Here is a 25,621-nt window from a genome sequence, read left to right as displayed (position 1 = left end):
TGACTGCTTAATGGCTGCGACCCGCATCATCAAGAAGTATCCGAATCGCCGGCTCTACGACACCGAGATTTCCAGCTACATCACCATCGAAGACGTGCGCCAGTTGATTCTTGACGGCGAGGAGTTCGAGGTCCGTGACGCCAAGAGCGGCGACGACCTGACCCGCTCGGTGCTGCTGCAGATCATCGCGGACAAGGAGCAGGACGGCGAACCGATGCTGTCCACCCAGCTGTTGAGCCAGTTGATCCGCTTCTACGGGGATTCGTTGCAGGGCTTCATGGGCAATTACCTGGAGCGCAGCATGCAGGTATTCCTGGACCAGCAGCAGCAGTTCCGCCAGCAGATGGGCAATCTGCTCGGGCAGACCCCGTGGGCGATGATGAACCAGTTGACCGAGCGCAACCTGGAGCTGTGGCAGGAATTCCAGCGCAACATGGGCGCCGGCTTTGGCGGCACCCGTCCGCCGGCAGGCGGCAGCAAACCGACGGAGCCACCGCCGCCCAGCAGCGGCAGCAAGACCCGCAGCGGTCGCTGAGGGCAACGAAAAGGCCGACGCATGCGGCGGCCTTTTGCTTTGGGGAGCCCTGCTTTTTTGCAGGAGCGGCGTAAGCCGCGAAGCTCCTGCTGCATCAGACTTCAGTGGCTTCGCGGCTTACGCTGCTCCTGCAACAAGCCAAGGCACTCAACGTTTGCAGGCGCTGCAGATCCGCTCGACCTTGTAGCCCTGCGCGCGCAGTTTCTCGACCACGCCATCGCTGCCCAGCAGGTGCAACGCCCCCACCACCACCAGCGTATTTCCGCGACCGGGCTGCAACCACTGCTGCAGGCTGGGCAACCAGGCGTTGTTGCGATCCACATTGATCCGCTGGTACAGCCCCGGGTACTCGCGCTTCATCTGCGCGGCCATGTCCCGCCACAGCATCACATCGTCACCACGACGCCAGGCATCGTGCAGTTGCCGGCTCTGTTCGTCGCCCTTGTCTACCTGCTCCAGGGCTTCACGCAGCAGCTGACGCTGCTCGTCGATGCTCATGCTGTCGAGCATGGTGATCTGCGACGATGCACTTTCCAGGCCGACGGCGGGCTTGTTGGCCTGCGCGGCACGATCCATCAGGTGCCGGTCCAGCCCGGACTTGGGATCCAGGCCCTGGCGGGTCATCTGCGCGATGCTGATGGTCAGCCCCACGAACCACGGCTCGAGCCCCGCCAGCCGGTCAACCGGCATGTTGTTGGCAGCACCCCAGGCCTCCAGTTGCTGCCAGGTCGCCGGGTCCAGGTCGTCCTTGAGCTGCCGGCCATCACGGCGCAGCGCCGCCTGCATCATCTGCGCTGCCAACTGCGGCGAGTTCATCTCCTCCGGTGACAGTTCGAACAACAGGCGCTGCGCACCCGCGAAAGCGCGGTCCACGTCAGCGGACAGCGGATAGTCATCGGCCTTGAGCAGATGAAAGGAGCCCAGCAGGTAGAGCTCACTGCCCTGCCCGCCGCTGACCTTCCACAGCAGCGGTACCGGCGGCTGCTTCGCTGGCGACTTTGGTGCTGCAGCGCCTGCCAGCAGCGGCGTCACTGCGAGCAGGCCGGCAACCAGCAGCAGGCCCATGCGCTTGATCCAGCTCATGCGGCCGGCTCCTTGGACTTGGCGTAAGCCTTTTCACCAGCCTCCACCGCCATGTCCAGGCGGTTCTCCGGCGGTGGCAACGGACAGGTGGCGAACGCGGTGAAGGCACACGGCGGGTTATAGGCCCGGTTGAAGTCGATCACTACCTCACTCTTCGCGTTCGGCACCTCGATATCGATATAGCGCCCGGCCGCATAGCTGCCACGGCCACTGGTGCGATCAGCGAAGATCACCTGCAGCGGGCGTCCAACATCGCCCAGCGCCTCCAGACGCCAGGTGCGTCCATCGCGCTCGAACTCGATTGCGCCGGCGTTGGCCAACTCGGTGGTCAATCCAGTGATATCGACAATCGGAATGGTCTTGTTGACGTCATGCGGCACGAAGCGCGCGGTGATGCGCCAGCTCGGATCCGCCGGCCAATATTCCAGATGACTGAAGTTCACCCGCGCCGGTGCGTCAGCATGCTTGACCCGCAGGCCGAAGCGTTCGCCGCGTTCGATCAGGCTGATGATGCCCTTGTCGTCGTCGAAGTGGATCAGCGTCGGTACTTCGGCATGGTCGCTATGCAAAGGAATCCTTCCCTTCACCACCTGCCCATCGACCTTGACCGAGACACCGGGCTCCGGCGCGAAAAACCATGCCTTGCCCTCGCGCGTCACCAGACCCATGCGCGGAGGCCCCACCGCCAAGCGGATTCCACTGGTGCTGCCACTGCCGATGTAATGCGCCTTCAGGTCCAGCCAATGCAGGCCGACCAGGCTGGTCCAGCCATCGGGTGCCAGCAGCTCTACCAGGCGCTGCTCGCGCCACAGTTCGTTGTCATGCGCGAACGTGGGGTCCGCCTGTACTACCGGCCCGGTGTTCTTCGCATCATCTCCGCAGCCACCGAGCAGCATCGCGGCAATCAAGGCCGCGCCCCCCAATACGTGTCTCATCAACGCCCCCGCAGGAACCAGCGATCAATTTCAGCCAAGGAGAAGCGCGCCCAGGTCGGGCGGCCGTGATTGCACTGCCCCGAGCGCTCGGTGATCTCCATGTCGCGCAGCAAGGCATTCATTTCCGGGAGGGTCAGCCGTCGATTGGCGCGCACCGCGCCGTGGCAGGCCATCGTCGACAACAGTTCGTCGCGCGCGGTGGCGATGCGGCGGCTTTGGCCGTGTTCGCGCAGATCGCCAAGCACATCGCGCAGCAGGCCTTCCGGCTCGGCGTTGGCCAGCAGCGCCGGAATGCTGCGCACATGCAGCGAGCCCGGGCCGGAACGGGTGACCTCGAAGCCCAGCGCAGCCAGTGTTGCCGCCTCGCGCTCGGCGGTATCCGCGTCACGCTCGCCCACCGCCAGGGTCATCGGCACCAGCAACGGCTGCGCATGCAGGCCGATACCGTCGTGCGCGTTCTTCAGGCGTTCGTAGCCGATGCGCTCGTGGGCGGCATGCATGTCCACCACGATCAGGCCTTCGGCGTTCTCGGCCAGGATGTAGATGCCGTGCAACTGGGCGATCGCGTAGCCCAGCGGCGGCACGCCGGCCTCATTGGAGGTCGGCGGCAGGGATGGGCCCGCATCCATCTGCCGCGGCAGATCCGCATCGCCATTCACGGATGAGTACAGCGCCGCATATGCCGAGGGCGCTTCTGCCACCTGCAGGCCCAGCGGCGACTGCCGCGCCTGCCAATTGCCATTGCCACCGCCACCTGCACTGCCGCCAGGGCGCGACAGCATGTACCCACCTGCGCTGTAACCGGGCGTTGGCTGCGCCTGTGGGTCAGCCGGATGCGATTGCCCTGCGGCGGGCTCCATGCCGGCACGGGTCTCCGCCAGTGCATCCTTCAAGGTGCGATAGACGAAATCATGGATCAGGCGCGAATCACGGAAGCGCACTTCGTGCTTGGCCGGATGCACGTTGACGTCGACACGGGTTGGATCCAGCTCCAGGAACAGGACGTAGGCCGGCTGTCGGCCGTGGTACAGCACATCGCCATAAGCCATCTTCACCGCATGGCTGACACTGCGATCACGCACCGAGCGGCCGTTGACGTAGAGATACTGCTGATCCGCGCTGGCCCGCGAATACTGCGGCTGGGCGATCCAGCCATGCAGGCGCAGGCCGGCAGCACTGTGATCCACGCGCAAGGCCTGGCGTGCGAAGTCCTCGCCCAGGGTTTCGCCCAATCGTACATCCGAATAGAGATCACCGGGCTTGTAGCGCCGCGAGGGCTTGCCGTTGTGCGAGACACGCAGCTCCACGTCCGGACGCGCCAACGCCAGTGAACGCAGCCATTCCTCGATGTGGCCAAGCTCGGTGCGCTCGGCGCGCAGGAACTTGCGCCGTGCCGGCACGTTGTAGAACAGCTCGCGCACTTCCACGGTGGTACCGGGCGCGTGCGCACGTGGGGTGACGTCGCCGAGCTTGCCGCCCTCGATCTGCAGCGCCGAGCCATGCTCGTCGTCGGCACGCCGCGAAGCCAGGGTGAAACGGCTGACCGAGGCAATCGACGGCAGGGCTTCGCCGCGGAAGCCGAGCGTGGCCACCGACTCCAGATCGTCCAGGCTGGCAATCTTGCTGGTGGCATGCCGCGACACGGCCAAGGGCAGCTGCTCGGCAGCGATGCCACCACCGTTGTCGCGGATGCGGATCAGGCGCACGCCGCCTTCTTCCAGATCGATGTCCACGCGGGTCGCACCGGCATCGAGTGCGTTCTCGACCAGTTCCTTGACCACCGAGGCGGGACGCTCAACCACTTCGCCGGCGGCGATCTGGTTGATCAGGATTTCCGGCAGCGGACGGATCGCATTCATGCCGCACCGCCAGAGGTTTGCAGCGCCTTGGCGGGGGACGGAAACAAGGATTGATGGGGGATCAGGCTGACGTCATGCATGCCCACGATGATAGCCGAGCATGGGCCGAACACCGCGATCAGAGCGCCAATCCCTTCCCCCTTCGGGAGAAGGTGCCCCGAAGGGGCCGATAAGGGGAGGCCAGCCGACATTGCCAGCATGCAGCAGAAAGAACCGGACAAGAACTGGTAGTTCATCGATCCGACTTCGCCCTGCCCTCACCCCAACCCCTCTCCCGCGGGGAGAGGGGCTCAAAGCAGGCGCTGTGTTACTTGCTACCACCCGCAACGGTGCCAGCAGCTGCATCCATCTCGGCCTGGGCGCGGGCGGCGAACAGGGTGCCCGGCGGCGGCTGCCGGCTGAAGAAGGTGTGCACGCCATCCAGTACCGCACCGGCGATGCGGCGCTGGTAGGCCGGATCAATCAGGCGACGCTCTTCATCCGGGTTGGAGATGAACGCGGTTTCGACCAACATCGCCGGCATGTCCGAGGTGCGCAGCACGGCGAAGTTGGCCCGCTCAAGGTTGGGCTTGTGGTTGTTGCCGATCCGCTTGAGGCCGCCGAGCACGTGCCCGGCCGCGTCTTCCGACGCCTTCATGTTGCCGCTCTGGGCCAGATCCAGCAGCACGTTGGCCAAGGTGCCTTCGGTACGGCTGAGGCTGACGCCACCAATGAGGTCGGCGGCATTTTCCTTGTCCGCCAGCCAGCGCGCACGCTGCGAGGACGCGCCCTTGGTCGACAGCACATAGACCGAAGACCCCGTCGCCGAACGGTTTTCAGCCGCATCGGCGTGGATCGAGATGAAGATGTCAGCCCTGGCCGCACGTGCACGCTGGGCGCGCATCGGCAGCGGGATGAACACGTCGGTGTCGCGGGTCAGGAACGCGCGCAGGCCCGGCGTTGCGTTGACCTGGCGGGCAAGTTCACGTGCAACCGCCAACGTCACGTCCTTCTCGCGCTTGCCAGTGGGGCCGACAGCACCCGGATCCTGGCCACCGTGGCCCGGATCGATGGCAACCACCAGATTGCGCATGCCCGGCGCCATCCGAATTCGTGACGCGTCACTTGGCATGACCGGACGCGGCGCAGGCGCCGGCGTTGCCGCAACCGGTGCGGCAGCCGCTGGAGCCGGCACGATGGGAGTAGGCACGCCGGTGGCGATGGTGGTGCGGACCGGCGCGCCCTGTCCATTGAGGATGGCTGCCGGCGAGGACGAAGAAGACCCCGTCGGCGGGTTGCCGGCTGCAGCCACGACCGCCGTGGCGGTTGCTGGGGCTGGATTTGCTACGGCCGGGGCCGGCGCTGGCGTAGCGGCCTGCTGGCGTACCGCAGCCGTCAAGGCAGCGGTAGCACGGGCCGCCTCGGCACGCGCCTGCTCGGGGGTTATCGTCGGCGGCGTTGCCGGCGGCACAGATGCGGGCGGCGTGCTTGTGCTTGCCACCGGTGCAGCCGTTGCGCGCGGCGCGGTTTCACCCGGCCATTCGATCAGCAACTTGGATTCGGCGCCCTGCCCCTGCATCTGCGGCTTGAACGCGGCCACCGATTCGGCCAGGTCAAAGACGATGCGGAACGTGCCCGGCACCGGGTTACCGGTGCGCACGGCGGTGACCACACCCGCTGGCGCAGGCAACTTGAGGCCGCGCACGCCGGTGGATTCGGGAAAATCGATGACCAGCCGATTGGGACCGGCCAGGCTGATGGTCTTGTAGCTGCCACCGCCCGCCAGCTGGATTTCGGCACGGGTGCCAGTGGCGCCGGCGCTCAAACCCAGCCCGCGGATCTCACCGGCCCACGCGGAAGCGCTGGCCAGGCACAGGCCGGCGACGGCAACAGACAATGCAAACAGGCGGTTTCCCGTAGTCATGGGCGGATTCAATCACCGGAATTCGGTAATTGCAACATTTTTTCCCTTAATAATCCGCAACCTGCCGTAACTTCCTGTAGTCACAGGGCAGAAAGCCCCTGCAAGTGGGGCGTTTTGCGCAACTGCTGCAGCCAGGCCTCCCCCACCGGACTCTGCGCCTGTAACCGCGCACGGCGACCATGGCCGTCGATCTCCAGCGCCACCAGCAGGTCCACCGGCGGCAGCCCACCCGCCCCGCGCTCGGGCCATTCGATCAGCCACAGGTCGGCGCCGGCATCATCCAGACCGAGGAAATCCAGCTCGCCGGCATTGCCGATCCGGTAAAGGTCCAGATGCCAAGCCTCGCCGGTATCCAGCGGGTAGCGCTCGATCAAGGTGTAGGTAGGGCTGCGGATCGGTCCCTGCACGCCCAGCGCGCGCAACAAAGCACGGGCAAGGGTGGATTTTCCGGCCCCCAGATCACCATGCAGATGAACCACCGCCTGCGCGGGCCGGGTCTGTGCCAAGGCCTGACCCAGCAGGTCGGTGCTCTCGGCTTGGGGCAATGACAATTCGATCATGGGAGACATTATGGATTGGCCAGCGCCCGCAAGTGCGGCAATAGATCGCGCGGCAACAGCCCGCGCTCACCTTCGGCGGCCGCTGCATCGCCGGCCAGGCTGTGCAGCAAGGCGCCAGTGCTGGCCGCATCAAACAGCGACAGGCCCTGCGCCACTACGGCGGCGATGGCGCCGGTCAGCAGATCACCCATGCCGCCGACCGCCATGCCCGGATTGCCCGCGGCAATCACCCGCGGCAGCTGCCCGGGTGCGGCGATCACCGTACCAGCGCCCTTGAGCACCACCACTGCCGCATAACGCGTTGCCAAGGCATGCGCTGCGGCAAAGCGATCTCGCTGGATGCTGGCAATATCGGTGCCGAGCAGGCGCGCGGCCTCACCCGGATGCGGGGTGAGAATCGCCTGCGGCAGCGGCCGCGGATCGGCGGCCAGCAGATTCAAACCATCGGCATCCAGTACCAGCGGCTTGCCGCTGGCCAGCACCGCCGACCACAAGGCATGCGCCCAATCATCCTGGCCCAGTCCCGGCCCCAGCGCGATGACAGTAGCGCGTGCCAGCAATGGCGCGAAGTCCTCGGAACTGTCGACAGCGTGCACCATCGCTTCGGGACAGCGCGCCAACAACGGCGCCACATGCAGCGCACGTGTCGCCACACTGCACAGACCGGCACCACCGCGCAGCGCAGCCTCGGCAGCAAGCATCACCGCGCCGCCGCTACCATGGTTGCCGCCGACGCACAGCACATGCCCGGACTCACCTTTATGGGTATTGAGCCGACGTGGTGGCAGCATCCGCAGCAACTGCGGCCTGGCCCAGCGCAGCGCGCTCGCGCTGACACCCTCAAAGGCGACCGCGGGCACCTCCAGATCAGCCAGCAAGCGCTGCCCGGCATGCTCCAACGCCGCGCCCGTGTGCAGGCCCTGATGTGGCACGATGAACTGCAATACCCGCGCTGCACGCACCGCGGCGCCCATTACGTTACCGCTGAGCGCATCAACGCCACTGGGCACATCCAGCGCGAATACCGGCGCCGGTGCAGCATTCATTTCTGCAATCAGGGCTGCATCATCGGTATCTGGCGCGCGGCTGAAGCCGATGCCATACAGCGCGTCGACGATCAGATCGGCTTGTTGCAGGCATTGCGACGCAATCTCAACGTGGCCGCCAACGGCCAGATAATCCGTGCAGGCGCGCTGCGCCAAGGCTGTGCGCGGCGACGCGTCCGGCAAATGCAGCACGCTGACGTCACGCCCGGACTGGCGGGCGTGGCGGGCCAGCACATAGCCGTCGCCACCATTGTTGCCGGGCCCGCACACCACCACGATGCGCCGCGCCTGCGGCCAATACTGCAGCGCGGTCTGCCAGGCAGCATGGCCGGCGCGCTGCATCAGCAGGTAAGCATCGCCACCCAGGGCAGCGGTCGCTTGCCCATCAATCTGGCGGGCAGCGGCGATATCGAACAATTCGACGGGCTCTGACATGCCGGCAATTCTATACTTGCGCCATGTCTGAAGCCGTTACCGCCGCAAATCCGGCGCAGTTGTCGCTGCGCATCCGCCAGCTTGCCCGTGAGGCGGGCTTCCAGCGCTGCGGGGTCAGTGGCATCGAGCTGGGCGAGGATGAAGCACACCTGGCCGACTGGCTGGGCAAGGGCTTGTATGGAACGATGGAATGGATGGCCCGCCACGGCACCTTGCGGGCGCGCCCACAGGAACTGCTGCCCGGCACGCTGCGGGTGATCTCGGTCGGCCTGGATTACGGCCACAAGGACGACGCCGAAGCCTGGGCAACCTTGAATGATGGCGAGCGCGCCTATGTGGCGCGCTACGCGCTGGGCCGCGATTACCACAAGCTGATGCGCAACCGCCTGCAGAAGCTGGCCGAGCGCATCGCCGGCGAGATTGGCCAGTTCGGCTACCGGGTCTTCGTCGACTCGGCGCCGGTGCTTGAGCGTGCACTGGCGCGCAATGCCGGGCTGGGCTGGATCGGCAAACACACCTGCCTGATCGACCGCAACGGCGGCTCCTGGTTCTTCCTCGGCGAGATCTACGTTGACCTGCCATTGCCGGTGGATGTGCCGGCCACCGCGCACTGCGGCAGTTGCACGCGCTGCATCGATGTCTGCCCCACTGCCGCCATCATCGCCCCGCATCGGCTGGATGCGCGCCGTTGCATCTCCTATCTGACCATCGAGCATGAAGGCGCGATTCCGCTGGAAATGCGCCCCCTGATGGGCAACCGCATCTATGGCTGCGATGACTGCCAGCTGGTGTGCCCGTGGAACAAGTTCGCCCGGCGCACCGACGAGCCGGACTTCCGCGCCCGCAACAATCTGGACACCGCCACCCTGCCCGAGCTGTTCGCCTGGGAAGAAGACGAGTTCCTGCGCCGCACCGAGGGCAGCCCGATCCGTCGCAGCGGCCACGAACGCTGGCTGCGCAACATCGCCGTGGCGCTGGGCAATGCCGCGCCCTCTCCCGCCGCAGAGCAAGCGCTGCAAAGCCGCCAGACGCATGCATCCGACGTGGTGCGCGAACATGTGCAGTGGGCCTTGCAGCGGCATGCCGACACCACGCAGAAGTCCTGACCCCGCTCCAACATCGCCGGCCAGCGCAATCGCTCCCGTAAGATAGGGACCGTCAGCTCGCCTGCGCCCCGGCGCGGACCGGCGCCCTATCGGCATAGCAGTTGAACCATGACCTCCAGCAACGACGTCCTCACCCCCAACCAGCTCAACACCCTGGCGCGCGATCTTCTGGAGAGCACGTTCCCGATGGTCTGGGTGGAAGGCGAGCTGGGCAGTGTCAGCCGGCCCGCCTCCGGGCACCTGTACTTCACCCTGAAAGACGCGCGCGCACAGGTGCGTGCGGCGATGTTCAAACCCAAGAGCCAGTGGCTGAAGTTCCTCCCGCGCGAAGGCATGCGCGTGCTGGTGCGCGGTCGTTTGACGCTGTACGAAGCACGCGGCGACTACCAGCTGATCCTCGACCACATGGAAGAAGCCGGCGAAGGTGCGCTGCGCCGTGCCTACGACGAACTCAAGGCCCGGCTCGAAGCCGAGGGCCTTTTTGACCCGGCGCGCAAGCGTCCGCTGCCAGCGCACGTGCGCCGGCTGGCGGTGATCACCTCGCCCAGCGGCGCGGCGGTGCGTGACGTACTGAGCGTGCTGGAGCGGCGTTTCCCGATGCTGGAAGTCGAGCTGCTGCCGTCGCTGGTACAGGGCGCCACCGCCGCACCGCAGATCACCTCGCTGCTGCGCCAGGCCGATGCCAGTGGCCGTTACGACGTGATCCTGCTGACCCGCGGCGGTGGCTCGCTGGAAGACCTGTGGGCCTTCAACGATGAACAGCTGGCGCGTGCAGTCGCCGCCAGCAACACACCGGTGGTCTCGGCGGTAGGCCACGAAACCGACTTCAGCCTGAGCGACTTCGCCGCCGATCTGCGCGCACCGACGCCTTCCGTGGCCGCCGAGCTGCTGGTCCCGGACCAGCGCGATCTTGTGCTGCGGGTACGCCGCTTGGCGCAACGCCTGCAGCAGCTGCAGGTCCACGCAATGAGCCAGGCCATGCAGCGCGCCGACCGTGCTGCCTTGCGGCTGCAGGCACATAGCCCGCAGGCACGCCTGAACCTGCTCAAGCATCGCCAGGAAGCTGCCTTCGCACGCCTGCACGCCACCTGGCAACAGCAACAGGAACGTCGCGCATCTCGACTCCGCCACGCTGCCACCGTGCTGCGCAGCACCCAGCCACAGCGCCGCTTGAATGCATTGGCCGAGAAGCTGGCAACCCTGGCACCGCGCGCCCATGCGGCGATGGCGCGCCAGTTGCAGCGCGATGCATTGCGTCTGCGCGGCGTCGCCCGCTCACTGGAAGCGGTGAGCCCCCTGGCTACCGTGGCGCGTGGTTATTCGATACTGACCAGGCTTGAGGACGGCGCCCTGGTCCGCAGCGCCGGGCAGGTCAAGCCCGGCGAACAGCTGCGCGCCCGTCTGGCAGAAGGCGAGCTGCAATTGAGGGTTGAACAGATCAGCACCAAGCCAGCACCCGGCGATTCCACTCAGGGCTGAGCCGGCGCCGCATCCCAACGATCGACAATGATCCGCGCCAGCTTGCCCGGATCACGATCGAAGTGATGCCCACCGGGGAGCTCAACCACCTGCATGTGCGCATCACCTCGCAGGTCGCGGCAAAGGCTGTCCTTCTCATCCACCCCGTAAACACACTGGTGCGCGACCGGCTGCAAGCCGGCCAACGCAGGCTGCACAGGCACTTCCTGGGCCCGGAACCAGCCCAGCCAGCCGCCTACCCGCACCTCGAAATCCGCACCGTGGGCAAGCCCCAACAAGGACACCAGCCGTACCGCGCTGCGTTGCTCCCCGCTGAGCAGCGGATAGGCGAAGGGCAGCACATCGGCGCCAAACGAATAGCCAACCAGCGCCACGTCGTCAGCCTGCCAACGCTGCCGATAAGTGCGCACCACATTGTCCAGATCGGCACCTGTCTGTGCAGCGGTACGTTTCTTCCAGAAGTAACGCAGGCTGTTCCAGCCGACCACGGAAATGCCGCGTTGGTTGAGTTCGTGCGCCAGCCCCTTGTCCAGGTCACGCCAGCCGCCGTCACCGGAAATCAACACCACCAGCCGCTTGCTGCCTGCAGCCGGCATCTCGACCAAGGGCAGCGTCGCCACGCCCTGTACAGGTGCGGCGTTCAGCGCCGCCGATACCGCCGCCAACAACGCATCCTCCGGCAAGGACTTGACCTGCACAGCTACCGTTCCGCCAACGCAGCTGGCATTGCTTAATGCTGCGCCGTCCGCGGTAACCAAGGCCGCGGCAAACTCGCCAGGTGCGGCACCGGCCGCGCTGTCGCGCACCAAACCGGCACTGCTGCCCTGGCCGACCAGCACCGGCAGGTAGAACTGCCCGGCACGCTCGCGCTTGAGCAGCTTCTGGGCAAGCAACGCCGCATCATCGGCCATCGCCCGGCAGCTGCCATTGCCCTTCTGCAGCCGCTGTCGATAACGCGCTGCGTCCACCACCGACACCCATGCGCCTGCGTGTGCCAGCCGCCCGGCAAACTGCCTGCGCTGCGTCCGCGACAAGGCAGGGTCGGCAAAGTAGATCACCAGACCACGCGGCGCGACCGGCGGCTCCACCACCTGCACGCGGCCGTAGCGGCCTGCGGACAGCTGTCCGGCATGTGCCGCCCAGCCCCAGCCGACCGCCACCATGATCAACAGCACGCCCAACACCGGCAACGCTCCACGTCGCATCCGCAACCTCTGGCCACACAGCAGGAACGCCGGCGAGCATCCACCGGCGTTCGTTACGTGCTTGTGCAGTACGTCGCGGCCGGTGCTAGCGGGCGGCTGCGCCGGCCGTGCAGTAGCGCTGCCGGTACTCCAGTGCCTTGGGCATCAGCGCCTGCAGATTCTGGATGCGGGTGCCCGGATTGGGGTGCGTGGAAGAGAACTCCGGTGGCGCCTGGCCACCGCTGGCCTGGCTCATGCGCTGCCACAGCGGCACCGCTTCTTCGGGATTGAAGCAAGCCGCGGCTGCCAGCATCAGTCCAACCTCATCGGCCTGGGTTTCGTGCGAGCGTGCATACGGCAGCAGATAGCCATAACCCATCGCCGACATCATCATCTGTTGCTGCTGGACATCCATGCCACTGGCAGCACCAGCCATCTGCCCGATCTGGGTCAGCTTCTGCTGGGCCATGCGTTGGGCACCATGCCGCAACAAGGCATGGGCGATTTCGTGCCCCATCACCACCGCCAGCGCATCGGCATTCTGCGCGACCGGAATCAAGCCGGTATACACCGCCATCTTGCCGCCAGGCAGGCAGAACGCATTGGCTTCATCGGACTGCAGCACGTTCACGTCCCACTCGAAGTCCTTGGCGAAGTGCTGCGGCTGCAGGCCGTGCTCCTGCGCCAGCGAGGTTTCCACCACGTCGACCTTGGCGATCAGGCGACTGGCGATCTCGCGCACCTGGCGGGCGATCTGCGAGTTCGGATCGACCGGCCGCTCCTGTGCCAGGATCTCCTGATAGGCCTGCAAGCCCATCGCCTTCTCTTCATTGGCGTCCAGCGAACTGTCGATCAGCACCTTCTCGCCGGTATACGGGTCCACCGAGCGGTTGCCAAAGTAGTAGCAGCCCCCATAAACCGCAAAGCCCAGCAGGATCACCCAGCGGATATTGCCGAACAGACCACCGCCACGCCGGCGCTGTCCGCCATTGCCTTGGTTACCGAAAGGATCTTGTCGCATGGTTGGATTCCGTCTGGACCGGGCTGGCCTTGGCCGATGGTACCGCTAGCGTACGCCGCGGCGAGGTCAAATTCCGCGTACCAGGCGGAAGCCGATACGCGCCGAGGTGACGTCCGAGTCCTGTGACTGCCGCCACGCCGCACGGGTCTGCTCCGGCGCATTGGCCCAGTTGCCGCCACGGATCACCCGTTGCCGGCACCCCGGGTTGAACCAGGCCGCGCCATCGGCTGGTGCACGCCGGTAGCTGGCGTGCCAGCAATCGGCCACCCACTCGCTGACATTGCCGCTGATGTCATGCAGGCCCCAGGCATTGGCACGGAACATGGCGACCGGCGCCGTGCCCCAGAAACCATCGCCGTAGCCGATGAAGGCATTGTTCCAGTGCCGGCCGCTGGGCGACACGTCCAGACTGCCGGTGAAGTTGCCGCTGTTCTCCGGTGGCGTCATCGACCGCCCCCACGGATAGCGACCTTCGCTGCCAGCACGCAGCGCGTATTCGAACTCCGACTCGCTGGGCAGCCGGTAGTAACGCCCGGTCTGCTCGGACAACCAGGCCGCATAGGCTTCGGCATCACGCACACTGACATGCATCACCGGGCTGTTGGGCGCGGCCTTGACGCCGTTGTAGTCGGACTGCCAATCCACCCCGCTGCGGCGGATGAAATTGCCGCTACGCTCGTCATAGACGATGGAATGACCGCGGCGTGTTGCACGCGGGCGCGCCTTGGCCGCTTCCACGAAACGGCGGAACTCGGCCACGGTGACCTCGGTGATCGACATCGCAAAGCCACGCTCGAAGCGCACCAGATGCTGCGGACGCTCGGCATCGCTGCTGCCGATCTCGCCCTCGGCCACACCCATCTGGAAGCTGCCATACGGCACTACCACCATCTGCGGCCCGCGGCTGCCATCGCTCAGGGCATCACTGAACACCTGCCCGGGACGGAAGCTGCCGTAATGGGTGACCAGCTCGATACGCTCGCGCAGCAAGGCCACGGTGCGATCCCCGGGCAATGCGATCCGCTCGGCCTGTGCCAGTTTCAGGCGTGCATCCTTCAAGCCCTTGGACGAGACCAGGTCACGCAGGCCACCTTCGCGCAGGGCATCGAGCTGGGCGGTGCGAATGCCCTCGATACGCGTACGGGCATCTTTCAGCGTCACCGCCTCGCCGCGGATGGTGGTGGCCTTGTCCAGCCATCGCGCTGCGGCGGCGAAGTCCGAATCCACTGCCGCGGCGCGCTCGGCGCGACGGATCAAGCCGCTCTCGACCGCCGCCAGCCCCTGCCGGGCACGACTGTTGAGCGGGTCGGCAGCCAGTACTTCACGGAACGCCGCCTGTGCACCACCGCCGTCCTCACCAAACTGGTGCTGGCGCAGCGCCTGCTCCCCTGCGCGGTTGAGCGCCAACAGACGCCGGGCAACCGCGATACGTTGCTGCAAGGCCTGTTCGGCCTTCCCTTCCGGCGCCAATGCCACCGCCACCCCGGCGATTTCGGCAGCCTGCGCCAGTGCCTGTCGCTGGTTCTCCGGTTGCGCCATCAGGGCCGTGGCCTGTGCCCGCAGACGCTGCCGGGCCTTCTCCAGGCCGCGCTGGGCGCCGCGGTCCTGCGGCTGCTCGGCCAGGATCGCCAGATACAGCGGGATGGCATCCTGCGCATCGCGGTACAGCCGGTCCTCGGCCAGCGCCTTGTCGGCCGCCTTGCGTGCTTCGGCCAACTGCCCGGGCTGCAGGCTCACCTCCGGCGCGTTCCACACCGGCAGCGCGATGCTCTCCACCTGCGGAGCAGGATCCGGCGTCGCTGCCCCCACCTCCGCCTTGGCGGCAGCTGCCGCTTCGGCCTTGGCTTCGGCACGCGCTTCGGCACGGGCTCCCAGCCGCTCGACCAGACCCGGGCTCTTTGAAGGTTCGGCATTGGGCGCAGCCGGAGGCGGTTGCGGCGCGCCGCCGCCACAGCCCGCCAGCGCCAACAACAGCACCGTCAAACCCAACAATTGGCCGGTTCTACCCAAAAACGCCTCCATTACCTTGCACACTTTCCCGGGAGCGGCCCGACGTTAGGCTATTCTCGCCTGCCTGAGCAAACCCTGCAGTTGACGGAACCCCACGTGGCTTACTGGATCAAACACCCGGCGGAGTTGGAAGAACGCTACCGCCAGCGCCCGAACCGGATCGGGCTGGACACCGAGTTCATCCGCGAACGTACCTATTGGCCGCAGCTGGCCTTGGTACAGATGGCGGTCGGCGATGAAATCCTGCTGATCGACCCGCTGATACCGGGCATGTGCGAGGCCTTGAAGCCCTGGCTGACCGACGCCTCGATCACCAAGGTCATGCACAGCGCCAGCGAGGACCTGGTCGCCTTCAAGTGTGCATGCGACGCACTGCCACGCCCACTGTTCGATACCCAGATCGGTGCCGCACTGGCCGGCATCGGCGGCGGCATGGGCTACCAGAAGCTGGTCGCCGAGGTTACCGGCGTCACCCTGCCCAAGGGCGAGACCCGCTCGGACTGGCTCAAGCGCCCGCTCAGCGACGCGCAGCTGGAATACGCCGCCGACGACGTCGAATATCTGTTCGCCCTGCACGACACCATCAGCGCCAAGCTGCAGGCCTCAGGCCGCACGCAGTGGCTGCAGGATGACGGCGAGCGTCTGCTGGCCAGCGTCGAAGGCGATGAAGGCGAGCATTGGCCACACCTGTCGATGCGCTCCTCGCAGGCACTGGAGCGCGATGCGCAGCTGCGGCTGCTGCGGCTGCTGCGCTGGCGTGACCAGCAGGCACGCAGCAGTGACAAGCCACGCAGCTGGATTCTGGACAACGAACTGGCCAACCTGCTGGCACGCAACCCACCAGCCGACTACGACGCCATGCTGAAAGTTTTCGGCCGCTTCCCCAAGGCTCCGCGCAAGCTGGCCCAGCAGGTATGGGAAGCACTGAACACCCCGCTTGCCGACGAAGCCGATGCACCGATGGCACTGCAGGCCACCGACAGCAACAAGAGCGCGCTCAAGCGCCTGCAGGACGCCGTCAGCAAGCGCACAGCGGAACTGGAACTGCCCGAAGGCCTGCTGGCCTCACGCAAGCACCTGGAAGCACTGCTGGAAAGCGGCAACTGGCCGACCGCCCTGGCCGGCTGGCGCCGCGAACAGCTGGAGCCCGTACTGCGCCCATTGCTGCCAAGCAACTGAGCACCCAAGCCCCGACCAGGTCGGGGCCGCGTTAGCTGTAGTGCCGAGCCATGCTCGGCAAAAACCACCAAAGAACGCATGCACACGTGCATGCACGTGTGGGAGCGGCGTAAGCCGCGAAGCAAACGACCCACAAGATCGCAGCCTCCCCTGCAATTTTGGCAACCTCAGCCTCGCGGCTAACGCCGCTCCTACAAACCGCAAACGCAAAGCACCAAGACAATCGCAACCGGCACAAATCCGCCGAAAACAAACAACAAAAAAGGGCTCGCATTTCTGCGAGCCCTTGAAATTTTTGGTGGCCGAGGACGGAATCGAACCGCCGACACGGGGATTTTCAATCCCCTGCTCTACCAACTGAGCTACTCGGCCACTTTTGTTTTGTTTTCGTCGGCGTTGCTGCCGTCGAGGAGGCGTATATTACGGAGCTATTTCGGTTTCGGCAAGCCAATTTCACAAAAATTTTCACATCCGCCGAAAATTCCTCGAAATGCCTTGTGTAGCGAGGCTTCACACGCAGAAGCCGCGCCGCCACATGGCGAAAAATTCGCCAAACCACCTATTCCCAGCGCAAAAACGCAAAGAAGCCGCATCATCCAATGCGGCTTCTTTGCTTGAAGACTTGGTGGAGCGGAGGAGGATCGAACTCCCGACCTTCGCATTGCGAACGCGACGCTCTCCCAGCTGAGCTACCGCCCCACACGGTGAACCGAGCATAGCGCTGTTGCCCGCGTCACGCAAAACGCCCAGCCCGGATCGAACACGAACGGCGACCCGATGGAGGGGATCGGGTCGCCGCCCGAGGGCGCGATGGGCTACCCAGCAACATCACTCCGGCCGCCACCTTGCCCACGCAGCGGTGAAGCCCGCGTAGAACCAAGATTGCAATCGCGCGACAGCGTGCCTCAGTCCTTGGTCTTGCGCCGGTAGTCCAGCGGCGGCGCATCCCGCTGCAGCAGCGGCACATAGCGGAAGCCTGCGCCGCGGCGCTCGTCGAACTCCTGCTTGGCCTTGGCTACCAACTCCGGCGACTGCAGCAGCTGCACGCCGGCCAGGGCCATTACCTTGGCGGCATTCAACGCTCCTTTGGAACCGATCGACATCCCCGATGCCGCTACTGCCTGCCAGCTGTGCGCTGGGGTTCCGGGCACCCAGGTGGCTGTACTGACGCCGGCCGTGGGGACGTTCCAGCTGACGTCGCCAACATCGGTGGATGCGCTGCCCGCCTGATCCGCACGGTAGGGCTGCAGCTGTGTTGCCACCTGCAGGTCCGGGCGCTTTTCCAGGCTCTCCTGCAGCTTCTTAGCGAATGCCTGCTCGGCCGGATCGTACTGCACGCCGCCAACCTGCTGCAGCGCTGTCTGCATCACCTGCCCAAGCGTGTCACTGGGCAACAGCGAGTACACGCCACCGGTCGGCTCGAATTCGACCGTGGTACCCGTGCCCATTGCTGCGCCTTCGGCTGCCTTCTGCAGGCGCTCGATGACGTCGCGTACGACTGCCGGGTCGGTGTGGCGAACGTAGTAGTAGGCCTCAGCGGCATCCGGCACCACGTTGGGTGCGGCGCCACCGTTGCTGATCACGTAATGGATGCGGGTGCCATCGGGCACGTGCTCGCGCATCAGGTTGACCATGTAATTGAAGGCTTCCACGCCATCCAGCGCGGAGCGGCCGCGCTCGGGGGCGATGGCGGCGTGGGCGGCACGCCCGTGGAAACGGAACTTGCCGCTGATGTTGGCCAGCGTCGTGCCCTGCGCAGCGGAGTTTTCGGCGGACGGGTGCCAATGCAGCACCACATCCACATCATCGAACAGCCCCGCCTTGGCCATGTATACCTTGCCGGAGCCGCCCTCCTCCGCCGGCGTTCCGTACAGCCGCACTTCGCCGGGCGCACCGGTCTGCTGCATCCACTGCGCCAAGGCACGTGCTGCGCCCACCGATGCCGCACCAAACAGATTGTGCCCGCAGGCCTGACCCGCAACCTGGCCGGCGATGACGCTGCGCACCGGCGCCGCCGCCTGGGCCATGCCAGGCAGCGCATCCATCTCTGCCAGCAGCCCGATCACCGGCCCCTTGCTGCCATTGCGGAAGCTTGCGACGAAGGCCGTCGGCATGCCTGCGATATTGGCCTGGATATGGAAGCCCGCCTGCTGTAGTTCCTTCTGCAGCAAGGCCGAGGATGCATGTTCCAGATAGCCGAGCTCAGGCTGCTGCCACAACTGCTGCCCAACCTCAGCCTGCCGCTGCGCATAGCTGTCCAACGTACTGATCACGTCCGCGGCAAGTGTGGTTCCTGCAAGAGGAAGCAACGCTGCCAGCAGAGCGGCACGCAGATAACGGGTCTCCATCCAGCCAGCCTCACGCATCAATAGAAACTGACGTTGTCGATCTCGAACCACAGCTTGCTGCCGGGTTCGCCGCTGCCGGAGACAACCAGTTGCTGCAGGTCATCGCCCTTCCACACCGCCACGGGTGCCTTGGCGCGATACGGGGGCTGGCCCTGCAGTGCGGTGAACGGAATCTCCACCGTCTGCCATTGCGCCCCGGCCTGCAGTGGCGCAATGAAACGACGGTTGCCCAAGGCCCGCACTTCCAGTCGCAATTCCGGTGCGCTGCCGCGCAGCTCCAAGCGGATGCCGCGATAGGCACGCGCATCCACCGGCGCCACCGAACCACGGCTCAGCGGCAGGATGGCCGCAGCAAAAGCAGTGTCCTTGCTGGACAGCTTGGCCTGGGTCGCCAGTGCGTTGCCGCCGGTTTCGCGTGCGACGATCTCGGTGACCTGCGCGGTGCGGTCATTGCCACCGTCGGCCTCGTCCACGCGCAGCGTGTCCAGGGCGGTACGGCCATCGCTGCGCTCGAAGTCATCAACCAGTGACTGCACCGGCTGCGCTGGCAAGGCCAAGGCCTTGTTGCCGACCGGCAACACCGCGCCCTTGCCTTGCACCTGGCGACCAGCCACGTATACCTGCTGCGTATTGCGAACGTCGCCGATGCGCTCCCACGGGCGACCGCTTACCAGCAACAGATCCGCACGCTTGCCGACCTCGATGCTGCCGCGGTCATTCACGCCCAGCGCCTTGGCGCTGGCCGACGTACCCGCCAGCAGCGCCTCGCTCGGGGTCAGCCCGGCCTGCACCAGCAGCTCCAGTTCGCGCAAGGTCGAGGTACCGTGTGGGGTACCGGTCATGCCTGCATCGGTGCCCACCACTACCGGGATACCGGCATCGTGCAGCGTCTTGACGTTGTGCAACGCGTTGGCGAAGTTCTGCTCGCGCTGGGCCAGCACATCCGGCTTGCCATTGCTACGTCCGCTGCCATCGACGCGTTCGGGCAGATACACCGCCAGCGAAGGTGCATAGGCGGTACCGTGCTCGCGCATCAATGCGACCAACTCGTCGTCAACCGCACCGTCCTGCACGCTGTGTGCGATCACGTCCACGCCCGCACGTGCGGCAGCCTTGCCGCGCTTGACCATCACCGTATGGGTGAACACCTTGAGACCGTTCTTGTGCGCCTCGTCGACCAGTGCGGTGAGGGTTTCCTCGTCCATGCTGCTGTTGTCGGCGGCATTGGAATAGCGCCAGCCATCGGTGAAGGCCTTGATGAAATCCGGCTTGTAGGCAGCCACCGCACGCACGCCTGCACGCGCGGCCTCGGGTGAGTTCACCCAGCGGGTGGTGTTCTCGTCACCCCAATCCGCGCCATGGCCGAGCGGTGTGCTCATGCGCGCGGCGAACTTGACGTCGGGTGCGGCAATCGAGGCCAGCCATGCACGGCGCGGCGCATAGGCTTCTGGTGGCTCGTGGAAATCGCTGACTGTGGTGACGCCGGCCGCCATGTAAAGGTTCGCTACCTGCGGCAATTCCGACGGCGTGGCGTTCGGCGTCCAGTGCGTGTGCAGATCGAACAGACCCGGCAGCAACGCCTGGCCCCCTGCATTGACAACGCGTGCGCCCTTGGGGGCTGCCAGCTCGGCGCCGATGGCAGCAATGCGACCGTCCTCGACCAGCACGCTGGCCGCATAGGGAGCGCGGCCGGTGCCATCGAAGACCATGGCATCGCGGATCAACACGGCTTTGTCGCCGGCAGTAGCGGCCACGCAGGCCTGCCCTGCTCCCAGTAGTGCCGCGGTCAGCACCGCCAAGGCGAAACCACGCTTGCTGTTGTAATGCATGTTCTTATCCGGATTCATTGCATGGACCGCGCCGCCCGCGGCGCGGCATCAGGGGAGCTCAGCCGCACCACGTCTCCGCGCTGCTGCACCACCAGGCCAAGGCTCAAGGCGACGCTGTTGGCGAAACCGCGCGGGTCACTGGCCGAATACAGGCCAACGATACGGCGGCTGCCCACCAGCGGGTCATCGATGACGATGCGGGTATCGCTATAGCGCAGGAACTGCGCTGCCGCCACCGACAAGGTGTCGCCGTTGAACGACAACATGCCTTCACGCCAGGCCAGTTGCTGGTCCACGTCATCCGTGGGCACCGCCTCGATGCGGATGCCGTGGCTGCGGTTGGCCAGCGCGCGGTAGTTGGCTACCAGCCGCGCAGGGGCGACCGCACCCTGGGTATCGGCCACATCGACGATGCCCTCGCGCACCAGCACTTCCACACCGCCGCTGCGGCGCTCGGTGAGGCTGACCGCGAAACTGGTGCCTACCGCGGTGATATCGGTTTCCTCCGCGCGCACCACGAATGGACGTTGCGGATTCTTGGCCACATCGAACAAAGCCTCGCCCTGCAGCAGATGGATATCACGGCGGGTCGCGCTGAACTGCACCCGCACCTGCGAGTCCGAATCCAGCGTGATTGCCGAGCCGTCCTGCAGCGGCACGCGCAGAATCTCGCCCTTGCGGGTGGCGAAGTACTCGGCCCCATCGTCCTGGCGTTGTACGCCGATGGCGAGCACGCCAACCACGGCGGCCAGACCCATTGCCCAGCGCAGTACGCGCCGCGCCCGTCGTGGCGCGCGTGCGGTGAATGCACGGTCCATTTCGCCGGCCGACAGCGCGCGTGCGCGGTCGGTACGTGCCAGCACTGCATGGGCGCGGGCATAAGCGCCAAAGTGGCGCGTATCGGCTTCCAGCCAGGCATCACGTTGCGCACGTTCCTCCACCGTGAGTTGCGCGCGGTCTTCGCGCGCCACCCAACTGGCGGCTACATCATCAATACTCGCATCAGCGCCGACGCGCATGCCTTGCTCCTTCCGCGGCGAACCGCTCACTACTCTTCTGCATTACGTCGTCATCACGCTTCATCGAATCCATCAATACCCGGATTCCCTTGCAGATGTGTTTCTCCACGGTGTTCTCGCTGATCTGCATGCGTTCGGCAATCTCGCGCTGCGAGTAGCCCTCCACACGCCGCAGCACGAAGGCCTGCCGACACTTGTCCGGCAGGCTTTCGATCAAGGCGCCGATGCGTGCCAGCTCCTGTCGTGACGACGCCATCCGCTCCGGGCTGACTTCGTCACCGATGATGGCGACACGGTCGATCTCGGCCACCGCCTCGATCGACACCACCTGCGCGCGCCGCAACTGCTGCAGCACCACCGAGTGGGCGACCGAGTACACGTAGGCCTTGGGCTGCAGGATGTGCGATACATCCGCCATTCCGGCGAGGATGGCGTAGGTTTCCTGGATCACGTCATCCACATCCTGGCGCAGCGACAGGCGCCGCCGCAGCCAGTCCCGCAGCGCGGGCTCGCAAGGCAATATGTGCTCGGCCAACCAGCCGGCACGCTCCCGCGCAAGCGCCGCGTTCATCGCGGCACCTGCCCGGCTCCCGCGACATGGCGGAATGGAACGTTTTTCTGCATCAGAACGCCTTGCTCACGTTGACGTACCAGTAACGCGGATTGGCCTGGTAGACACCCGACGGGTAACCGAACACATCGTCGGAGATCGGCGGGCGCTTGTTGGCGATGTTGTTGGCACCGACCTTGACTGCCACGTTGTTGAGCCAGCCTTCGCGCGCGAAGTCATACTTGACGAAGGCATTGGCCAGCGTCTGCGACTTCACCGTCCACGGCGTCCCATCGGCGAGGGTCAGGCCATTCTCGACATAGGAACTGGCATAACGCGCGCTCGCACCCACCGACAGCTGCTGGTAACGCCAGGTCAGCGTGCCGGACCACTTCCACTCCGGGTTGCCGCCATTGCCGATCAGGTCACCGCCACCGGTGATGCGGATCGACGGATCCACCAGCCCTGCGGACTTGGCATCTTCCAGCGCCTGCAGTGCCGGCGAACGCTGGCGGTAGAACTCGATCAGATGGGTACCGGTGACCGAAAGATCGAAGCGGCCGATCGCGGTTTCCGGCGAGTTCCAGCTGAAGTTGTAGTCAACGCCACGCAAGGTCTGCGGCTCCAGGTTGACGTACTGGTCGGTGACGTACAGCACCTTGCCGGCAGCATCCAGACCTGTGCCTGCGAAACGGGCGATGTCGTCAGCAGTCGCATCTGCACGCACCACCGCCGAGTTGCTACCGCCCTGCTGGCGCAGCATGTAGTCCAGGATCAGCGCATTGCCTTCGCCGAACAGGCCGATGATGCCTTCCTGTTCGTACTTGTAGTAGTCAACGGCGAAGGTGAAGCGGCCGTAGTTCTCCGGGATGAAGCGCGGCTGGAAGACCAGGCCGGCGCTGGTATTGGTCGAGGTTTCCGGTTTCAGGTCCGGGTTGCCCGAGCGACGCGCGGTGGTGGAGTAGCTGTAGCCGCCGCAGTTGGCGAACGCCGGCTGTGCACCGCTGCGTTTGTCCGCCTCGCACTGGATGTAATCGGTGCGGGTGTTGGAACGGCTCACCACCGTGGCGTTGATCTGCTCCAGGTTGGGCGCACGGAAGCCCTTGGCCCAGGACGAACGCAGGGTCAGGCCATCAAACACCTGCCAGCCCAGCGCCAGCTTCGGCTTGGCGACATTGCCGAAATCGTTGTAGCGCTCAGCGCGGCCGGCCACCTGCAGGTCCAGCGAGCGCACCAGCGGGATGTTCATTTCCGGCGATACCAGCGGCACCGAGAACTCGGCGAACAGGCCGGCGACGGTGCGCGAACCATAGGTGTCCGGGGTCGGGCTGACGCCGTACATGTCGCTGGGATAGGCAACGCCGGTGATCGCATCGGTGAAGGTCACCGAGCCATCGACGCGTGCATCACGGTCATCGCGCTGGGTTTCGTGGCGCACCTCCAGGCCCGCGGCCATGCCGACATCGCCGGCCCAGGTCTTGAACAGGTCTGCGCGCGAGGCCTTGAAGTCCCACAGGAACAGCTCGGTCTTGCTCTGGCGCTGTGCCTTGTAGAAGAACTGGTCCAGCTTGTCCCAATCATTGCAGCCACCGCAGAACGGGTTGTAGGCCGAGGCGGTGGGATTGGCCAGGGCCTGCTGGAACAACGACATGCTCACTGCATCCTGCGTGTCCTTGACCCTGGCCGCCGAGTACAGCGCGGCGCTTTCCCAGTCGAAGCCGTAGTGGAAGCCACGCAGCCCGGCCAAGGCGCGCACCTGGGTATTGTTGACCTCAATGCGGGTCGGCCGCTCGAAGCGGTAGCTGGTGATGGTCACCGGCACGCCGTTGGCGCCGATGTTCAATCCCTGCAGGCGGTTCGGGTTGAGCGAGCCATCGGGCAGGTACATCGCGCCGAACGGGTTCCAGTAGTTGCTGGCTGCCACCGTCATCGGCAAGGCGGTGATGGTGTTGACGCCGTTCTGCAGGCTGTAGGCGCGCGAGTTATAGACGCCGGCTTCGCTGAAGAACGACAGGCCGTTGTCGAAATCATGCTTGCCGGTGACGAACAGATTCAAACGACGCACGTCCGGGCTGATCGACAACGGATACTGACCCTGCTGGTTGTCGCGCAGGTTGGCGTCGGCACCGGAAGTCGCCTTGCTGCCGGACTGCACGCACAGGCCATCGGCGATGGTTGCCGCGCAACCGCTGTTGCTGGTGGGCTGCACATGGAAGGCACCGGCGGTGGTGGTCAACCAGGTGCCGTTCTTGGACACGCGCGGGCCAACCACGGTGAAGTTGCCCCACGGGCTGTTGGTGTTGCGATTGTCGGTGCCGGCCAGGCCTTCAAACGGCGTGCCGAGGAAGTCGGCCGCACGGTTGCCGTTCTTGGTCCAGTCCTGGTCCAGCGAGTTCAAGCCGGTGGTGTTGTAGTAATTGAAGGCGATGGTGATATTGGAGCGCAGGTCTTCGGAATTCTTGCCCCACATGCCGTTGACGCCGATATCGCGCAGGTCGGTGCCTTCACCGAAGCCCTTCTGCACGCTGATGGTGCCGCCGTCCATGTCGTCGCGCAGTACGTTGTTGACCACACCGGCCACCGCGTCGGTACCGTAGATGGCAGCCGCGCCGTCCAGCAGCACTTCAACACGGCGCAGGTTGGATACCGGCACCGCATTGGCGTTGTAGGTCAGCACCGGCACCAGGTTGCCGTCGGCCTGGCTGGTGGGATGGACCACGGTGCGGCGGCCGTTGATCAGCAGCAGGGTGTTGCCCACGCCAAGGCCGCGCAGGTTGACCGAGGCGATGTCGCCGCGCGCGTAGTTGGAACTGTTGCCGCCATTGGTGCCACTGAACGAGACATCGCCCATCTGCGGGATGGAACGGTACAGCTCGTCGCCGGATACGGCGCCGGTGGCCTCGATCTGCTCAGCCTGCAAGGTCGCCACCGGCAGGATCGCGGCGGTCTTGGCGCCCTTGATCTGGCTGCCGACCACGGTGATCTGGTCCAGCGTGCTGACGCTGGGGCTGGCCGCTGCCGGCATGGGCTCGACAACCTCCTGCGGCGCCGCCGGAGCTGCGGCCTGCCCTGCGGCCAGGCCACCCAACCCACCGAGCGAAGCCAGCATCGGCGTTGCCGCGCGCAGGGTGATGGTGCGGCCGTCGTCCGAGGCCACGCTCAGGCCGGTGCCGGTGAGCAGTCGGGCCAGCGCCTGGCGCGGCTCCATCTGCCCTTTCAACTCGGCGACCTCGATGCGCTGGGCGCCACCTGAATGCGCCGGGGCGATGATCTGCACGCCGGCCTGGCGGGCAAATTCAGGCAATACATCCTCGATGTTGCCTGCTTGAAGGTCGAACTGCGGCGGCGCTGCCAGCGCCGGAACGGAGGCGCAGAGCGCCACAACTGCCAAACCGCCGCGGATAGCGCTAGCAAGCGGCAACAACTTGAATGAACGCATGGATGAATCCCCAGAAAATGACGCGAATGACGGCAACCTCTGCCCCCTTGCATCACTTGATGCATGACCGCGCCGGTTCCGCCATTCCATCGTCATAGTGG

The 25,621-nt window shown here is 65.7% G+C and carries 18 protein-coding genes and 2 tRNA genes; 4 read left to right on the top strand and 16 right to left on the bottom strand.

Annotated elements, in window-relative coordinates:
* Positions 1 to 10 precede the first annotated feature (10 nt).
* The gene (phaR, locus tag AC1VXC_RS00400) at positions 11 to 535 is read left to right on the top strand and encodes a polyhydroxyalkanoate synthesis repressor PhaR (RefSeq protein WP_313169606.1); all 525 of its coding nucleotides are present in this window, start codon (positions 11 to 13) and stop codon (positions 533 to 535) included.
* Positions 536 to 682: 147 nt separating this feature from the next.
* Here the strand turns inward: phaR and AC1VXC_RS00395 are convergent, their stop codons facing one another.
* The 6 genes from AC1VXC_RS00395 to AC1VXC_RS00370 form a co-directional block, all read right to left on the bottom strand.
* The gene (locus AC1VXC_RS00395) at positions 683 to 1,618 is read right to left on the bottom strand and encodes a TraB/GumN family protein (RefSeq protein WP_313493520.1); all 936 of its coding nucleotides are present in this window, start codon (positions 1,616 to 1,618) and stop codon (positions 683 to 685) included.
* A complete protein-coding gene (locus tag AC1VXC_RS00390; RefSeq protein ID WP_481538346.1) occupies positions 1,615 to 2,553 on the bottom strand; it encodes a DUF1684 domain-containing protein in 939 nt (312 codons plus the stop codon). The genes AC1VXC_RS00395 and AC1VXC_RS00390 overlap by 4 nt, the downstream gene beginning before the upstream one ends.
* Entirely contained in the window at positions 2,553 to 4,412 is a 1,860-nt protein-coding gene (mutL, locus tag AC1VXC_RS00385; RefSeq protein ID WP_481538347.1) for a DNA mismatch repair endonuclease MutL, read from the bottom strand. The genes AC1VXC_RS00390 and mutL overlap by 1 nt, the downstream gene beginning before the upstream one ends.
* Positions 4,413 to 4,719: 307 nt before the next feature.
* Positions 4,720 to 6,315 carry an N-acetylmuramoyl-L-alanine amidase gene (locus AC1VXC_RS00380; RefSeq protein ID WP_313169598.1) on the bottom strand — a complete coding sequence of 532 codons (1,596 nt, stop codon included), beginning with the start codon at positions 6,313 to 6,315 and terminating at the stop codon, positions 4,720 to 4,722.
* A gap of 80 nt (positions 6,316 to 6,395) precedes the next feature.
* The gene (gene tsaE / locus AC1VXC_RS00375; protein WP_481538348.1) at positions 6,396 to 6,875 is read right to left on the bottom strand and encodes a tRNA (adenosine(37)-N6)-threonylcarbamoyltransferase complex ATPase subunit type 1 TsaE; all 480 of its coding nucleotides are present in this window, start codon (positions 6,873 to 6,875) and stop codon (positions 6,396 to 6,398) included.
* A gap of 8 nt (positions 6,876 to 6,883) precedes the next feature.
* On the bottom strand, positions 6,884 to 8,356 hold the full coding sequence (locus AC1VXC_RS00370; RefSeq protein ID WP_481538349.1) for an NAD(P)H-hydrate dehydratase: 1,473 nt from the start codon (positions 8,354 to 8,356) through the stop codon (positions 6,884 to 6,886).
* A gap of 23 nt (positions 8,357 to 8,379) precedes the next feature.
* On the opposite strand from AC1VXC_RS00370, the gene queG reads away from it, so the two are divergent.
* Together queG and xseA are read left to right on the top strand one after the other, a co-directional pair.
* On the top strand, positions 8,380 to 9,462 hold the full coding sequence (gene queG, locus AC1VXC_RS00365; RefSeq protein ID WP_481538350.1) for a tRNA epoxyqueuosine(34) reductase QueG: 1,083 nt from the start codon (positions 8,380 to 8,382) through the stop codon (positions 9,460 to 9,462).
* 108 nt (positions 9,463 to 9,570) lie between these two features.
* A complete protein-coding gene (xseA, locus tag AC1VXC_RS00360) occupies positions 9,571 to 10,941 on the top strand; it encodes an exodeoxyribonuclease VII large subunit (protein WP_481538351.1) in 1,371 nt (456 codons plus the stop codon).
* On the opposite strand, the gene AC1VXC_RS00355 is transcribed toward xseA, so the two are convergent.
* The 3 genes from AC1VXC_RS00355 to AC1VXC_RS00345 form a co-directional block, all read right to left on the bottom strand.
* Positions 10,932 to 12,146, bottom strand: a complete 1,215-nt coding sequence (locus AC1VXC_RS00355; RefSeq protein WP_481538352.1) for a virulence factor family protein — start codon at positions 12,144 to 12,146, stop codon at positions 10,932 to 10,934. The genes xseA and AC1VXC_RS00355 overlap by 10 nt on opposite strands.
* 85 nt (positions 12,147 to 12,231) lie before the next feature.
* Positions 12,232 to 13,146 (bottom strand): M48 family metallopeptidase, encoded by a 915-nt coding sequence (locus tag AC1VXC_RS00350; RefSeq protein WP_313169586.1) that lies wholly within the window; start codon positions 13,144 to 13,146, stop codon positions 12,232 to 12,234.
* A gap of 66 nt (positions 13,147 to 13,212) precedes the next feature.
* Positions 13,213 to 15,168 (bottom strand): SUMF1/EgtB/PvdO family nonheme iron enzyme, encoded by a 1,956-nt coding sequence (locus tag AC1VXC_RS00345; RefSeq protein ID WP_482994986.1) that lies wholly within the window; start codon positions 15,166 to 15,168, stop codon positions 13,213 to 13,215.
* Between the two features lie 84 nt (positions 15,169 to 15,252).
* Between AC1VXC_RS00345 and rnd the strand changes: the two genes are divergently transcribed.
* Positions 15,253 to 16,335, top strand: a complete 1,083-nt coding sequence (gene rnd, locus AC1VXC_RS00340) for a ribonuclease D (protein WP_481538354.1) — start codon at positions 15,253 to 15,255, stop codon at positions 16,333 to 16,335.
* Between the two features lie 296 nt (positions 16,336 to 16,631).
* Here rnd and AC1VXC_RS00335 read toward each other — a convergent pair.
* The 7 genes from AC1VXC_RS00335 to AC1VXC_RS00305 all read right to left on the bottom strand — a co-directional run bounded on the left by AC1VXC_RS00335 (position 16,632) and on the right by AC1VXC_RS00305 (position 25,520).
* Positions 16,632 to 16,707 (bottom strand) — tRNA-Phe (locus AC1VXC_RS00335).
* A gap of 251 nt (positions 16,708 to 16,958) precedes the next feature.
* Positions 16,959 to 17,034, bottom strand: a tRNA-Ala gene (locus tag AC1VXC_RS00330).
* A 206-nt stretch (positions 17,035 to 17,240) separates the two neighbouring features.
* Entirely contained in the window at positions 17,241 to 18,683 is a 1,443-nt protein-coding gene (locus tag AC1VXC_RS00325; protein ID WP_481538355.1) for an amidohydrolase, read from the bottom strand.
* 17 nt (positions 18,684 to 18,700) lie between these two features.
* The gene (locus tag AC1VXC_RS00320) at positions 18,701 to 20,512 is read right to left on the bottom strand and encodes an amidohydrolase family protein (protein ID WP_481538356.1); all 1,812 of its coding nucleotides are present in this window, start codon (positions 20,510 to 20,512) and stop codon (positions 18,701 to 18,703) included.
* 14 nt (positions 20,513 to 20,526) lie between these two features.
* On the bottom strand, positions 20,527 to 21,531 hold the full coding sequence (locus AC1VXC_RS00315) for a FecR family protein (protein WP_481538357.1): 1,005 nt from the start codon (positions 21,529 to 21,531) through the stop codon (positions 20,527 to 20,529).
* Complete coding sequence (locus tag AC1VXC_RS00310; protein WP_313493508.1) at positions 21,515 to 22,102, bottom strand: RNA polymerase sigma factor; 588 nt, start codon at positions 22,100 to 22,102, stop codon at positions 21,515 to 21,517. The genes AC1VXC_RS00315 and AC1VXC_RS00310 overlap by 17 nt, the downstream gene beginning before the upstream one ends.
* A gap of 52 nt (positions 22,103 to 22,154) precedes the next feature.
* Positions 22,155 to 25,520, bottom strand: a complete 3,366-nt coding sequence (locus tag AC1VXC_RS00305; protein WP_481538358.1) for a TonB-dependent receptor — start codon at positions 25,518 to 25,520, stop codon at positions 22,155 to 22,157.
* Between the last annotated feature and the right edge of the window lie 101 nt (positions 25,521 to 25,621).

The organism is Stenotrophomonas sp. STEN033, from assembly GCF_056856655.1.
Note: the sequence above shows the minus strand (reverse complement) of the source record. Positions and strands in the feature narration are given on the sequence as shown.

Excerpts from the sequence above, each read along its gene's own strand:
- phaR (WP_313169606.1), top strand. The coding sequence starts at position 11 with ATGGCTGCGACCCGCATCATCAAGAAGTATCCGAATCGCCGGCTCTAC.
- AC1VXC_RS00395 (WP_313493520.1), bottom strand. The coding sequence starts at position 1,618 with ATGAGCTGGATCAAGCGCATGGGCCTGCTGCTGGTTGCCGGCCTGCTC.
- AC1VXC_RS00390 (WP_481538346.1), bottom strand. The coding sequence starts at position 2,553 with ATGAGACACGTATTGGGGGGCGCGGCCTTGATTGCCGCGATGCTGCTC.
- mutL (WP_481538347.1), bottom strand. The coding sequence starts at position 4,412 with ATGAATGCGATCCGTCCGCTGCCGGAAATCCTGATCAACCAGATCGCC.
- AC1VXC_RS00380 (WP_313169598.1), bottom strand. The coding sequence starts at position 6,315 with ATGACTACGGGAAACCGCCTGTTTGCATTGTCTGTTGCCGTCGCCGGC.
- tsaE (WP_481538348.1), bottom strand. The coding sequence starts at position 6,875 with ATGATCGAATTGTCATTGCCCCAAGCCGAGAGCACCGACCTGCTGGGT.
- AC1VXC_RS00370 (WP_481538349.1), bottom strand. The coding sequence starts at position 8,356 with ATGTCAGAGCCCGTCGAATTGTTCGATATCGCCGCTGCCCGCCAGATT.
- queG (WP_481538350.1), top strand. The coding sequence starts at position 8,380 with ATGTCTGAAGCCGTTACCGCCGCAAATCCGGCGCAGTTGTCGCTGCGC.
- xseA (WP_481538351.1), top strand. The coding sequence starts at position 9,571 with ATGACCTCCAGCAACGACGTCCTCACCCCCAACCAGCTCAACACCCTG.
- AC1VXC_RS00355 (WP_481538352.1), bottom strand. The coding sequence starts at position 12,146 with ATGCGACGTGGAGCGTTGCCGGTGTTGGGCGTGCTGTTGATCATGGTG.
- AC1VXC_RS00350 (WP_313169586.1), bottom strand. The coding sequence starts at position 13,146 with ATGCGACAAGATCCTTTCGGTAACCAAGGCAATGGCGGACAGCGCCGG.
- AC1VXC_RS00345 (WP_482994986.1), bottom strand. The coding sequence starts at position 15,168 with ATGGAGGCGTTTTTGGGTAGAACCGGCCAATTGTTGGGTTTGACGGTG.
- AC1VXC_RS00325 (WP_481538355.1), bottom strand. The coding sequence starts at position 18,683 with ATGGAGACCCGTTATCTGCGTGCCGCTCTGCTGGCAGCGTTGCTTCCT.
- AC1VXC_RS00320 (WP_481538356.1), bottom strand. The coding sequence starts at position 20,512 with ATGCATTACAACAGCAAGCGTGGTTTCGCCTTGGCGGTGCTGACCGCG.
- AC1VXC_RS00315 (WP_481538357.1), bottom strand. The coding sequence starts at position 21,531 with ATGCGCGTCGGCGCTGATGCGAGTATTGATGATGTAGCCGCCAGTTGG.
- AC1VXC_RS00310 (WP_313493508.1), bottom strand. The coding sequence starts at position 22,102 with ATGAACGCGGCGCTTGCGCGGGAGCGTGCCGGCTGGTTGGCCGAGCAC.
- AC1VXC_RS00305 (WP_481538358.1), bottom strand. The coding sequence starts at position 25,520 with ATGCGTTCATTCAAGTTGTTGCCGCTTGCTAGCGCTATCCGCGGCGGT.